Here is an 11,677-nt window from a genome sequence, read left to right on the forward strand (position 1 = left end):
TAATTTCTCCTTAAAGCAATATAACGGTTTGTTCAACTGCTTAACGCAGAATTAACCATCAAGGCTATGCAGCCTTCTATATTAAATATCAGTACTTTAGTTTATAGTGCTGGAGGTAGAATGCATCATGTAGATCAATTCGTGAATTGTATTGATCACAATTTAGATATTCAAATAGGCACTTATATCCAAACCACGTTGTTCTTAGTGTCTTGCTCAGCGTTCTTGTCCAAGTAGTGCTTTACCTCTCCATCATAGAGCAAGATGAAACACTTTCCGTTAAGGTACGTTCCCACCAGGTAGTGGTATCTAGGAACGGTATAAACAACTTTGTAGCCGTCATCATCGGAACATAGTGCTGACACATCCATTATCTTGAGCCGCCTTACACCCACAACGTTACCCACTTCCATAAAGCCGCCAAAAGAGATTGTTTTCCAGTCACCGTTGGCCATCATCACCGAAACCTTATCTTCGGTACTGTTGTAACCGCACGGGCCACCAGGTCCAATTCTGTATATACGGTGTCCTACTAGGCGTTGAATCGTCTTATACATCTCAAAAAGGAATTACCATTTAACTGTATATATATACAGTTTATCATTGGTTGTTGAGCTGTCCAATTTGATTGTGGTGAGGGGAGATAACATTATGGGTTTGTGTGTAAACATCGAAAAGTGGCAAATGCCTGCGGCGATTGGTATGGCTACGGAGGCTATTCGTGCCAAGTACAACGAAGGTGCTGGTGGCGGTGGTTTTGGAATGGCTGATATTGAAATGGGCTCGAAGCTGGATGCTGGTAAGGTGCTTTCTACATTGGAGCAGATTAAGACCGTACACCCTCACTTATCTGATTGGGCGTTCTTTGCCTATGCTTCGCCACTTTGGAACTCTCAAAGCCTGACTCAATGCTTTGTTGAACACTTACTGAATGATTGGATCGTGGAATGCGCTTTCACTGGTGTTGCACTACAAGCCAAAGTGGTGAAACGTATCGAAGCTATTCTTCCTTTGATTGCTGGTGGATTTGCGCTCGAGCAAATGGCAGGGGCTGATGTCCAGTTCGTAGCAGGTGAGGGGCACTACAAGCCAGTAGCGAGTCGAACCTCAATCATCAATGCGCTGGTGGAACATGATTGTGCCGCTAACCAGGTTAGCTCAGAAACGTATAAGAAAAAGCGCAAGCGTTACTACCAGACCCACTTCGATGTGATCCAACCTCACATTGAGTCCATCAGAACGATATTGTTAGGCTATGACTCTTTATGTCAAAAACTCTTTAGGATTGGGGTTGAAAAACAAAATGGGTCAAATTACTATGCAAATATCCAGTATGGATAAATGTACATGAATTTTGAAAGCCGCCTTTTTGGCGGTTTTTTTATGCCTGAAATTTGAGTCGAGGGAGCTGATGTCATTCTGTTTTTCTGAAGTGTGGCTCAAGCTGCACGACTTCAAAGGCCGTTTAATTGCTTACGGTGGAGGTAGTGGGGTTAGCTTTTTCAGTAATGAAGTGGCAGCAAAAGCCCAACAAGCTGCAGAAACAGCTTCATCTACACCAGATATTACCCTCGCAAACTTGATCTCTTTGGGTGGCTTAGCTCTGATAGCTGCTCGTTTTATCTTTGATGTTTATGTCTATTTCGACAAAAAACGTTCTAAAGGAGGTGCTCGTGGCACTTGCTCAAACCAAGAACTTTAACCCCAAAACAGATATTAAGCTGAACTGCTCCTGTGGATGTGGGAGCAACAAAGTGAGCCAGTCAGCATTAGACCAGCTGCAGAAGGTCCGTGACGAATTTGGTAAGGCGATGGTCGTTCGCTCTGGTTTTCGATGTGAAAAGCATCCGAGTGAAGCGCGTAAAGAAAAGCCCGGGCAACATTTCAATGGCGTGGCTTTTGATATTGCTTGTAACAACGGTTTTGATCGTCTTCGTCTTGTAGAGATTGCCCGCAAGCACGGCGCGAAAGGGATTGGGATTGCCAAAACCTTTGTTCATCTGGATTGGCGGGAAGGGTTACCCGTAATGTGGACTTACTAACAAGCGATCAGAACGGTCGCTTTTTTAATGGAGAAAACCCAATGAAAATTTTTCTACTCTCATTAGCTAAGAGCCTGATCGGTTATTGGGCTGCAAAGCTACTAAGCCCCGAAGCAGTCACCGAAGTATTACTAACTGTTGCTAAATCGCACGCCAAGAACACAAAGACAGATACGGATGATCGTTTGGTTGCTGTAGTTGAGAAACACATTAACGGTTAAGCGAAAGTGACCGCCGGCCAACCTTTGGAGGATGCATGCAAATAAATGTTGCACTCGATAATGTCGACCAATTGCTGGGTAAGCAATTCTCCAGGCTTGGTAATCAAATGAAATATGCCATGGTGCGTACAATCAACTCGTTGGCTTACGAAGATGTAAAGCCTGCGTTCATCAGTGAGATGAAGCGTAAGCTCGATAATCCCACGAGGTTTACCCTTAATAGCGTTGGCATTGCGCCCGCCAAGAAATCAAGCATGGCGGCAAGAACCTTTGTTCGTAATGAGGCTTCCAAGGGGACGCCACCTGCCGACTACCTAGCGCCCAACGCCACTGGTGGACCTGCTCACCTTAAGCGTAGTGAAAAACTATTGCAGCGACGTGGAGTGCTCAAACGTTCGCAGAGGCTCATTCCGGGTCGTAGAACTAAGTTGAATCGCTACGGGAACTGGTCAGGCGCCCAGATGAATAAGGCGCTATCGAACATCGGTCATCAGCATGACCGATGGCAGAACACTAACCGTAATACCCGTGTGAAGAAAGGCAGGGCTCGCTATACCTACTTCTTGATCCGTAACGGTCACCCTAATTTGACTCCTGGCATTTGGAAGGAGGAGCGCGGCTGGGCTTATCCATGGGTGCTCTTTGCTGATAATTCACAACAGCGAAAGCGAGTGCTTGACTTCCATTCTACATCCGAACGTGTGGTGCGCATGAATGCTACTCGTCGAGCCAAGCAAGCCATTAACCACGCCTTGGCAACGGCGAGGTGAGTCAACTGAAGTGGGTCCTTCCCCGTCGGGCCTGTTGCGGGTGTTTCGATGCCCGACGTTTCTCTATTTACGAAATTTTTTGAATCGAGGTTGTTGTTTAAATGTCGATGATCAAAACAGCTTCAAAAGTCGAACCTCACTGGCTCAATAAATCCACGATGGCTGAGAGTCTTGGCATTAGTGTTCAAGCCTTTGACAAGTGGGGCGTGAAGCCGGTTGCTAAGGTGGGGAGGTCGGTCTATTTCACCGTTGCTGATGTGCTTTACAACCGCAAGCAAAATGAAGTCGAGAAACACCAACCTAAGCACACCGAACAGCAAGATCCGGATGAAGGTTGCCTTGAGTACGAGCGCTACCGATTAACGAAAGCTCAAGCCGATAGTCAGGAACTCAAAAACGAAATCGCGACACAGGAAGTGGTACCTGTAGATTTTGCTACATACGCATTAGCCAAAGTTTCAGCCGAAGCATCAGGGGTTATCGATAGTTTGCCTTTGAATATCATCCGAAAGCATCCAGAGCTTACGACGATTCAGACCGAGAATATTAAGCGCGAGTTGGCCAAAGCTCTGAATACATTAAGCCGGTTAGAAAGATCTTTGCCTGAGATATTAAATGACTATATCCGAGAAACAACTGAGTAACTTTCAAGCTGCAGTGAAAAAAGGACTGGCCACCTTCTGGCGCCCAATGCCAATGACTGCAGTTGAATGGGCAGATGAGCACTTCTTTTTGTCTGCTGAATCATCTTACTTGGAAGGTCGTTGGGAGACTCTGCACTTTCAGGTAGCGATACTTAACTGCATGGGTAACGATGAAATCAGAGTCGTGAACCTGATGAAGTCAGCCCGTGTTGGTTATTCGCAAATGCTCAAAGCAGCGATTGCCTACATGTTGGAGCACAAGAAGCGAAACCAGTTATTGTTTCAGCCGACTGATGCTGCAGCTACAGGTTTTATGAAAGCTCATATCGAGTCAATGATCCGCGACGTTCCGGTCGTCAAAGCATTAGCTCCCTGGTACGGAAAGAAACATCGAGACAACACGCTCGACACTAAGAAGTTTTCAAACCGTCGACAACTTTGGTGTTTAGGTGGAACTGCTGCTAAGAACTATCGCGAAAAGTCGGTAGATACGGTGGTCTATGATGAGCTCGCAGCCTTTCCTGCAGATGTTGAAAAGGAAGGCGCACCTACGTTCCTTGGTGATCGTCGTTTAGAAGGTTCTGTATTTGGTAAATCTATTCGCGGTTCTACACCAAAGAATAAGCATGAATGCCAGATAGAAAGAGCATGCAAAGAAAGCGGCATCATGATGCGCTATGAGATCCCATGTCCTCACTGTGGCGAATATCAGTATTTACAGTGGGGTGGTCCAGACGCTGACTTCGGTATGAAATTCGATAAGTCGGATCCATCCAGTGTTGCTTACTTATGTCCTCATTGCGCAGCGCTTGGTACCTATGCGGAATGGATGCCACAGCAATACAAAGGAATTTGGCGAGACCGACTTTCTGACCTCGCAACCAAAGACGGTATGGAGTGGACAACTATCGATGGTAAACCTGTCGACGCTCCTGAATTTGTCAGCTTTCACATTTGGTCCGCGTATTCACCATTTACCGATTGGCGCCGCTTGGTTCAAGACTGGCTAAAGGCTAAGGATGATGTCGGTAAGCTCAAAACATTTGTGAACACCATATTGGGTGAAACATGGGAAGAGCAGGGTGAAAAACTCGACTCGGACGAACTGTACCGACGCAGGGAAAACTATCTGTCTGATGTGCCAGCTGGTGGTGTCGTGCTTACTTGTGCGGTGGACGTTCAGGATGACCGACTCGAATGTGAAGTGAAAGCATGGGGTAAAGGGGACGAAAGCTGGGGCATTGATTTCAAAATTATCTATGGCGATCTAGCCAAACCTCAGATTTGGGAAGAACTCGACCAGTTCCTTTCGCAGAACTATCAGCATGAATCTGGCAACAAACTTCATATCGCTTGTACTTGTATCGACTCCGGTGGTCACTTTACCCAAGAGGTGTACAAGTTTGTTAAGTCGCGTGAGAGCCGCCGAATCTTTGCCATTAAAGGTGTTGGTGGTGTTGGGCGTCCGATAGTTTCTCGCCCATCAACATCCAATAAAGCAAAAATCAAACTCTTTGCTGTCGGTACCGATACCTGCAAAGAGTTGGTCATGGCCAGACTTCAAATTCTTGATAGAGGCTTTGGTTATTACCACTACCCGATAGATAACCGCTTTGATGAAGAGTTCTTCAAACAGCTTACTGCTGAAGAACGAAGAACTCGGTACCAAAAAGGCCACGCCATTCTCGAGTGGGTGAAAGTACGTAAACGGAACGAAGCATTCGACTTGGAAGTTTACAACCTGGCAGCGCGAGAAATCCTTAATCCAAATTACGACGCTTTGGCTTTACACCTCCAAGAAGTAGAGGAGGTCGAAGACAAACCGAAAACCAAGCCAAGACGTCGATTCAAAATGAAAGGTTTTTAGATGGCACTAACTGAAAGTGAAGCTACGCGAAAAGCGTGGTTGGTAGAAGCTATAAGCGCCATCCAGAACGCGCAGCTTGGCAACTTAACCTCTGGAAAATCTTCCCTGAGTTTTAACGGACGGAACGTGACAAACATGTCGCCAACCGAAATGGAAACACTTCGTCGCAGCTACGCAGCAGAATTAACGAAGTTGGAGCGAAAAGAGCAAGGCGTCAGAACACGAACCATCAGATGTATAGGGTAACCACATGAAGAAATCACCAATTCAGCGCATGGTGGTGAATGAAATGCGCCGTATGTACGACGCAGGGAATCCTGATCGAATGTCGCTATCGTGGGACTCCACACCATACACCGCCGACCAAGTGATTTACCACCAGTTGGAAATGTTGCGATCTCGGTCTCGTCAGCAAGCCAGAAATAACGACTACGTGATTCGGCTGATTCAGGTGATGCAGGACAACATCGTTGGGGCAACTGGTTTTAAGCTGCGCTCGAAGGTCAAAACGAAACAAGGTAAAGCCAGCTATAAAGCGCGTCAGATGGTTGAGTCACTTTGGAGTGAATTTGAAGATGTAGTTTCGCTGGTGGAATTCGAAAAGCAAATCGTTGCCGCTCAAATAACGGATGGTGAAGCGTTTGTCTTTTTGCGCGTTGGAGCTTCTGGTCAACTGTATCCGGAGCTAATCGAGCCAAGTCGAATTGATATCAATTACAACAGTGAGAGAGGAAACAACTCGATCATCATGGGGATTGAGTATGACGATAACCTCAACCCCGTGGCTTATCACGTTAATGACACTTACGAAAAGCAGCATCCAGGTGTAGGAAGTCAGATCCAATACTCAGGTAAGCGGACTCGTATCCCTGCTTCAAACATGCTGCATGTATTCCGAAAAATGTTTGTCGGTCAAAAACGCGGTGTGCCTTGGGTTGCTCCTTCGCTTGGTCGTTTGTTTCAACTTGGTGAGGCAGAAAAAGCAGCGCTCACGGCCTTTCGGATAGGCGCTGCCAAGATGGGCTTCTTCCGTTCTGAAGGGGACGATGAATACACCGGTGATGAAGAGTCCGGTGACATGATGCTAAACGCCGAAGCGGGTACCTTTGAAAATATCGGCAACCTGCATTTTGAATCGTTCGACCCAACTTTTCCCTCTGGTGACTTTGCCCCGTTCGTTGAGCGCATCCTGAAAGGGGTCTCTTCGGGTTGGGGTGTGGATTACCACACCGTAGGTAATGACCTCGCTGGGGTGAACTACTCCAGTGCGCGGGTTGGCTCTCTTGATACCCGGGAACATTACAAAAGCCTTCAGACGTGGATGATCAAAACGTTTGTTAAGCCACTGTTCAAACGCTTTGTTGCGTTGAGTCACTTTAATGGTAGGTTTGGAGCCTTACCGCATCCGGTTTCCTCCTATTACGATGCTCAATTTGTCGGACGACGATGGGACTGGGTTGACCCGCAAAAAGAAGCCAACAGCAAAAAGATCCTTTACGAAATTAAAGCCATGTCGCTTTCACAAATCATCCGGGAGCGAGGCGACGATCCTGAGGATGTATTCAACGAGATTGCTGAAGAAAACGCATTAATGCTGAAGCTTGGCATTACACCAACACAAGTATTTTCCGCGATAGCGCCGGAAGAAGACGACGATGAGGAAAAGGCCAATGCCAAGTCCAAAGCCACATGAAATCAAAATAGGGGAATCCTTCGAACGCTCGATGATCATCGATGCCAGCCGAGGCATTGACGAAGAGAAGCGTACCGTTGATGTGTCATTTTCCTCTGAAATCGAAGTACCTCGCTGGTTCGGTACTGAAGTTCTTGACCATTCGCCCGGTGCGGTTCGACTGGAGCGCCTGAATGACGGCGGTGCAGTACTGATGGACCACAATCGAAGTGATCAGGTTGGCGTTGTAGAGGTTGCCTCTATCGATGCTGACCGTAAAGGCCGAGCCACACTGCGATTTGGTCGCAGTGAAAGGGCAACCGATATTTTCAATGACATCGTTGACGGGATCCGAAAGAAAGTCAGCGTGCACTACAAAATTTTTGCTTACGAACGACGCGAAGGTGAAAACGGTCAACCTGACACCATCAAGGTTACCGATTGGGAGCCTACCGAAATTTCTATTGTTGCTGTTCCTGCCGACGCCAGTGTCGGTGTCGGTCGCAGTGACGAACCATCAACTAAAAAGGAGGCAGAAATGCCAGCTCCAACTAATGAACAAGTGGAACAGCAACGTGACGGTGGTCAGCAAACTATTCCTGCGCCAGCTGCTCCGGCTATCACCAATGAGCAGGTACGCTCAGATGAACGTAAGCGTATCGCAGAGATTTCCCGTGCGGCAGAAAATGCCCCCTGGGATTTAAGTGCGCTACGCGACGACGCTATCGAGAATGGTATGTCGATCGAACAATTCCGTGCAGCCGCATTCGAACAAGCGTCAGCACAACCGAAGCCAGCCGCCGCTCGTATGAGTGACGAGATGATGCAGCGTGAAAATCGCGAATACTCACTGGTTCGTGCATTGAATGCTCAGATGTCTGGCGACTGGTCAGAGGCAGGGTTTGAGCGTGAAATGTCTCAAGAACTGCGTAGCCAAGGTGGCTCTGTTGTCGGTGGTGGTCTGATTGTGCCGGTGAGCATCTTCAGTTCTCAACGTGCCGATACCGCCAACAACTCTGGCCTGATTGGTACCCAGCACATGGCGAATCAGTTCATTGATATCATGCGTGCCAATACCTTGCTGGGTAAACTGGGCGCTCGATTCCTTCCTGGTCTTAACGGCAATGTGTCCATGCCGAAGAAAACCGCTTCAGCAACCTTTGGCTGGTTAGCAGAAAAAGAGAATGCGACAGAATCAGACGTAACGACTGGTAACGTGACGCTAAGCGGTAAACACGTTGGTGGTATTGTGCCACTTACGTTTGAGTTGATGCGTCAGTCGTCTCCGGCCATCGAGCAGATTGTGCGTGAAGACATGCTAACTGGTATGGCTTTAGCAATTGACTTGGCTGGCTTTAGCGGTACCGGCTTAAACAATCAGCCACTGGGCATTTTGAACACTGCAGGTGTCCAAACCGTGGATATCGCAGACAACGTCAACCTTATTCCGACGTTTAGTGAAGTTGTGAAAATGGAAGGCGTGTTAGATGACGCCAATGCGCTGATGGGCTCACTCGCGTATGCATTCCGTCCTACCGTGTACTCAGCACTGAAAACCGCGAAAAAAGATGCAGGTTCGGGTCGATTCGTTATCGAAGGCGGTGAATGTAATGGCTACAAAGCACATAGCTCAACTCAAATGCCTGCTGGTGGCTCACTGTTCGGTAACTTCTCTGATGTGATGATTGGTACCTGGGGAATGGTAGAGCTGATCCCAACTCGCAATAGCCAAACGGGTGGTTTGGATATCGGCTGTCACCAAATGGCTGATGTCGCTGTCCGTAACCCTCAATCCTTTGTGAAAGGTGTCCCAGCGGCATAACCAAACCGTGATTTTCATTAATTAATGCCTCAGCAGCGCTGGGGCGTTTTTGTCTTAATCAGGAGCAAAAGATGGACAAAGTAAAACTCAAGCTGACTCGCGGTACCGTGATTTCAAAAGGTGTGCATGGCGTCAAAGATGAAATCGTCGAAGTAGACCCACAAACCGCATTGAATCTTCGTCAGGCTGGTGCTGCGGTTATCGCAGAAGACGACGCAAAAGTCGGCAAGCCAACTACTAAGAAGTAATAGCTATGAGTGACTGGTCTCAATCGGTGGCTGAAATGGACGCCACCTTATTTGGCGCGTTCGGCACGTCTGCCACGATTGCTGGTATTCCGGTATCGGTGATCGTCGATGAAGGGGAAGTGGTTTTTGATGGGACGGTGCAAGGTACTCGTCGCACTGTCTCACTCACTAAAGCTGAGGCTAACGCAGCTGGCTTAACACCAGCGCGCGGACAAGTTGTGGTCGTTCCTGGTGAATCGATAGAAAGCCGAATAGCGCAACCGCCAATCATAGAAGACGGGTTATACATATTGGTCTTAGATTGATTTAGAGGGCATCACCTGTGAAGCAAAACTCACTTATTCGCAATGCAATAGCAGACCACCTGAGGAATAACATTCCAGACCAACCAGCGCCAGATGGATCGGGGGTGTGGGTCAAATCGGTCTTTCCGACCTTTTTGATTTTGGATGGCCAAAAGGAAACACCGGCTATTTTAGTTCACGTTAACGACGGCACCCGAGATGACCGTTATTCCGACATGCCAGAGCGGTATGAGGGTAATTTGTTTGTGTCAATTTACCTCGACGGCACCGCCAGTGATGACGATATCGATGACATCGGCGAAGCGGTAAAAGCGCTTTTGCCGGTAGGAATTCGATTTCCTGATGTGGTCACGTTGTCACGTTCTGGCTTTACCTATGAACGCAGCCCCGACAACAGCTACCGGGCACTGCATATTAATCATCAATATAATTGGGAGTAACCAATGGCAGCAACACATGGCATGATCCCCATCGCTGGTAAAGGCAATTCGGTTTGGATCTTAAAAAAGGGCGTCGCTATCGATGCTGCAATCGCTGCAGGGGAAGAAGACGACACCAATTGGGATAAGGCAGGGTATGTCTCGGGTATCACGCCCGTTAACATGACCAAGGAAGTCAACACTGAGGTGTATCTGGATAGTGAAGACGGCTATGCGAAAAAATCCACCGGTATGAAAGACGCGGGCGACTTCAGTTTTCAGCTCGGTTATGCCCCTGGCCAAGAAGTACAAAAGCGCATTGTGGACATTTATGACGGGGCGAACGGTGAGAGTGAGAAAACGTGGTTTCGCGTAAAATCGCCCTCTGAGGTCGCGGGTAAGTTTTCCGTGAACATGTACTACGGCCCGATCAGTAGCTTGGGTGTGCCAAGTTCAATTGAAAACTCGACCGACATGAAGCGTGACATCACCGTCGCGGTAGAGGGTCGTCCGAGTCTGGCAGAAGATTTCCTACACGCCGCGCCTTAAACCTAGACTACCGATACGCCGCCCATCGGGGCGGCCTATAGGAGACCAAATGAGCTTTCTCAACACCTTGCCACTTTCTATTGGCAAAACCACTTTTTTCATCAGTGAGTTCACTGCCCTCGATCGATTGCATGATCTAGAGTACACGGTCGACCAACCCGAGGAAGAGGCGCCAGGGGAAAGCGCCTCAAATAAAGAAAAAATGGCATACGGCCTGCGTCGTGAGCAAATCATACTTGATCAAGTGTCGCACTCTATTGCGTTGTCACTAGCTCATCATCATCGCAGCGAAGATAACAACGTGCATGAATATGCTCACGTTTTAGAGTTGCAAAACACAGTAAAAGCACAGTGGCCTAACCGAAAAGTTAACGAGGCTTACGAATTACTTAAAAAGCTCAACGACCCAAACTTTGAGCCAGATGAAGATAGCGAACCACAAGAACCCCAAGAGCCACCGACGCCGGAAAAGTCTTAGCCGCCGCCTGGGACTTTGCTTTTGACCTAGCCACTGAAATGAAACACCCAAGCCCAACCCGTATGCTGGCTGAAATGCCGCTTTCGGATTACTGGGGTTGGATCAAGCGCCGTAAGAAAAACGGATTTTCATTCCGCAATTCAGAGTGGCTCTTGCAGCAACTCAATGCCAACGTGTTGAATGCATCAGGGCGAGCCTCGAAGTCGTTCACGGCGGACGATTTCAGTCTGCATCAGAGGCAAGAGAAAACCCAAGCACCAGCATGTAAACAATCCGTATTAAATCAGATCCTTAGTGAGCAATCCTCCCTGTCATTTCCTCCTGTTGCATAGTAAAGTGCAATGTGTTCAATATAGGAGTGATTATGAACAACGTAATGATTGATTTGATGCGAGGCTGTTTGTTAGTGCTGGTTATTATTTGTGTTGGAGGTGGAGGTATTATTGGGTTCGCATTTGCAGTTAGCCCACACACACCGCTTTTACTCAAGATGCTGGCAGTTGGTGGCGGATTATTGGTCGGGTTGATAGTGGCCAGTATTGTGACAGGTATTTGTTACTTGTTAATCAATATTAACGATAACCTCGAAAAGTTAGCTAATCAGCAATCCAACGAATCGTAATAAAAAATTAATTATTTG

At 47.6% G+C, this 11,677-nt stretch carries 17 protein-coding genes; 16 read left to right on the forward strand and 1 reads right to left on the reverse strand.

Going from position 1 to position 11,677, the window contains the following annotated elements:
• Window positions 1-182: 182 nt before the first annotated feature.
• Complete coding sequence (locus tag OO774_RS06160; RefSeq protein ID WP_264905570.1) at window positions 183-557, reverse strand: hypothetical protein; 375 nt, start codon at window positions 555-557, stop codon at window positions 183-185.
• Window positions 558-651: 94 nt separating this feature from the next.
• On the opposite strand from OO774_RS06160, the gene OO774_RS06165 reads away from it, so the two are divergent.
• From OO774_RS06165 to OO774_RS06240, 16 genes are all read left to right on the forward strand, one after another.
• Complete coding sequence (locus OO774_RS06165) at window positions 652-1,341, forward strand: hypothetical protein (protein WP_264905572.1); 690 nt, start codon at window positions 652-654, stop codon at window positions 1,339-1,341.
• Between the two features lie 70 nt (window positions 1,342-1,411).
• Window positions 1,412-1,702 carry a hypothetical protein gene (locus OO774_RS06170; protein ID WP_264905575.1) on the forward strand — a complete coding sequence of 97 codons (291 nt, stop codon included), beginning with the start codon at window positions 1,412-1,414 and terminating at the stop codon, window positions 1,700-1,702.
• 52 nt (window positions 1,703-1,754) lie between these two features.
• Window positions 1,755-2,042, forward strand: coding sequence for a D-Ala-D-Ala carboxypeptidase family metallohydrolase (locus OO774_RS06175; protein ID WP_264905577.1), 288 nt, complete (start codon window positions 1,755-1,757; stop codon window positions 2,040-2,042).
• A gap of 41 nt (window positions 2,043-2,083) precedes the next feature.
• Window positions 2,084-2,263 carry a hypothetical protein gene (locus OO774_RS06180; protein WP_020335482.1) on the forward strand — a complete coding sequence of 60 codons (180 nt, stop codon included), beginning with the start codon at window positions 2,084-2,086 and terminating at the stop codon, window positions 2,261-2,263.
• 254 nt (window positions 2,264-2,517) lie between these two features.
• A complete protein-coding gene (locus OO774_RS06185; RefSeq protein ID WP_264905579.1) occupies window positions 2,518-3,033 on the forward strand; it encodes a hypothetical protein in 516 nt (171 codons plus the stop codon).
• Between the two features lie 101 nt (window positions 3,034-3,134).
• A complete protein-coding gene (locus OO774_RS06190) occupies window positions 3,135-3,677 on the forward strand; it encodes a terminase small subunit (protein ID WP_020335480.1) in 543 nt (180 codons plus the stop codon).
• The gene (locus OO774_RS06195; RefSeq protein WP_264905581.1) at window positions 3,649-5,544 is read left to right on the forward strand and encodes a terminase gpA endonuclease subunit; all 1,896 of its coding nucleotides are present in this window, start codon (window positions 3,649-3,651) and stop codon (window positions 5,542-5,544) included. The genes OO774_RS06190 and OO774_RS06195 overlap by 29 nt, the downstream gene beginning before the upstream one ends.
• A gap of 250 nt (window positions 5,545-5,794) precedes the next feature.
• The gene (locus OO774_RS06200) at window positions 5,795-7,237 is read left to right on the forward strand and encodes a phage portal protein (RefSeq protein WP_264905583.1); all 1,443 of its coding nucleotides are present in this window, start codon (window positions 5,795-5,797) and stop codon (window positions 7,235-7,237) included.
• The gene (locus OO774_RS06205) at window positions 7,215-9,038 is read left to right on the forward strand and encodes a phage major capsid protein (protein ID WP_264905585.1); all 1,824 of its coding nucleotides are present in this window, start codon (window positions 7,215-7,217) and stop codon (window positions 9,036-9,038) included. Before OO774_RS06200 ends, OO774_RS06205 begins: the two co-directional genes overlap by 23 nt.
• 71 nt (window positions 9,039-9,109) lie before the next feature.
• Window positions 9,110-9,286 (forward strand): hypothetical protein, encoded by a 177-nt coding sequence (locus OO774_RS06210; RefSeq protein ID WP_020335472.1) that lies wholly within the window; start codon window positions 9,110-9,112, stop codon window positions 9,284-9,286.
• Between the two features lie 5 nt (window positions 9,287-9,291).
• Window positions 9,292-9,591: a hypothetical protein gene (locus OO774_RS06215; RefSeq protein WP_264905587.1), complete on the forward strand. Its 300-nt coding sequence runs from the start codon at window positions 9,292-9,294 to the stop codon at window positions 9,589-9,591.
• 17 nt (window positions 9,592-9,608) lie between these two features.
• Window positions 9,609-10,031 carry a hypothetical protein gene (locus OO774_RS06220; RefSeq protein WP_264905588.1) on the forward strand — a complete coding sequence of 141 codons (423 nt, stop codon included), beginning with the start codon at window positions 9,609-9,611 and terminating at the stop codon, window positions 10,029-10,031.
• A 3-nt stretch (window positions 10,032-10,034) separates the two neighbouring features.
• A complete protein-coding gene (locus OO774_RS06225) occupies window positions 10,035-10,559 on the forward strand; it encodes a phage tail tube protein (protein WP_264905589.1) in 525 nt (174 codons plus the stop codon).
• A gap of 49 nt (window positions 10,560-10,608) precedes the next feature.
• Entirely contained in the window at window positions 10,609-11,037 is a 429-nt protein-coding gene (locus OO774_RS06230; RefSeq protein WP_264905591.1) for a phage minor tail protein G, read from the forward strand.
• Between the two features lie 38 nt (window positions 11,038-11,075).
• Complete coding sequence (locus tag OO774_RS06235) at window positions 11,076-11,369, forward strand: hypothetical protein (RefSeq protein WP_264905592.1); 294 nt, start codon at window positions 11,076-11,078, stop codon at window positions 11,367-11,369.
• A gap of 32 nt (window positions 11,370-11,401) precedes the next feature.
• Window positions 11,402-11,659, forward strand: a complete 258-nt coding sequence (locus OO774_RS06240) for a hypothetical protein (RefSeq protein ID WP_264905593.1) — start codon at window positions 11,402-11,404, stop codon at window positions 11,657-11,659.
• Window positions 11,660-11,677 lie beyond the last annotated feature (18 nt).

The organism is Vibrio sp. STUT-A11 (assembly GCF_026000435.1).
Taxonomy (GTDB): domain Bacteria; phylum Pseudomonadota; class Gammaproteobacteria; order Enterobacterales; family Vibrionaceae; genus Vibrio.

Excerpts from the sequence above, each read along its gene's own strand:
- OO774_RS06160 (WP_264905570.1), bottom strand. The coding sequence starts at position 557 with ATGTATAAGACGATTCAACGCCTAGTAGGACACCGTATATACAGAATT.
- OO774_RS06165 (WP_264905572.1), top strand. The coding sequence starts at position 652 with ATGGGTTTGTGTGTAAACATCGAAAAGTGGCAAATGCCTGCGGCGATT.
- OO774_RS06180 (WP_020335482.1), top strand. The coding sequence starts at position 2,084 with ATGAAAATTTTTCTACTCTCATTAGCTAAGAGCCTGATCGGTTATTGG.
- OO774_RS06185 (WP_264905579.1), top strand. The coding sequence starts at position 2,518 with ATGGCGGCAAGAACCTTTGTTCGTAATGAGGCTTCCAAGGGGACGCCA.
- OO774_RS06170 (WP_264905575.1), top strand. The coding sequence starts at position 1,412 with ATGTCATTCTGTTTTTCTGAAGTGTGGCTCAAGCTGCACGACTTCAAA.
- OO774_RS06195 (WP_264905581.1), top strand. The coding sequence starts at position 3,649 with ATGACTATATCCGAGAAACAACTGAGTAACTTTCAAGCTGCAGTGAAA.
- OO774_RS06200 (WP_264905583.1), top strand. The coding sequence starts at position 5,795 with ATGAAGAAATCACCAATTCAGCGCATGGTGGTGAATGAAATGCGCCGT.
- OO774_RS06225 (WP_264905589.1), top strand. The coding sequence starts at position 10,035 with ATGGCAGCAACACATGGCATGATCCCCATCGCTGGTAAAGGCAATTCG.
- OO774_RS06215 (WP_264905587.1), top strand. The coding sequence starts at position 9,292 with ATGAGTGACTGGTCTCAATCGGTGGCTGAAATGGACGCCACCTTATTT.
- OO774_RS06205 (WP_264905585.1), top strand. The coding sequence starts at position 7,215 with ATGCCAAGTCCAAAGCCACATGAAATCAAAATAGGGGAATCCTTCGAA.
- OO774_RS06240 (WP_264905593.1), top strand. The coding sequence starts at position 11,402 with ATGAACAACGTAATGATTGATTTGATGCGAGGCTGTTTGTTAGTGCTG.
- OO774_RS06190 (WP_020335480.1), top strand. The coding sequence starts at position 3,135 with ATGTCGATGATCAAAACAGCTTCAAAAGTCGAACCTCACTGGCTCAAT.
- OO774_RS06210 (WP_020335472.1), top strand. The coding sequence starts at position 9,110 with ATGGACAAAGTAAAACTCAAGCTGACTCGCGGTACCGTGATTTCAAAA.
- OO774_RS06235 (WP_264905592.1), top strand. The coding sequence starts at position 11,076 with ATGAAACACCCAAGCCCAACCCGTATGCTGGCTGAAATGCCGCTTTCG.
- OO774_RS06230 (WP_264905591.1), top strand. The coding sequence starts at position 10,609 with ATGAGCTTTCTCAACACCTTGCCACTTTCTATTGGCAAAACCACTTTT.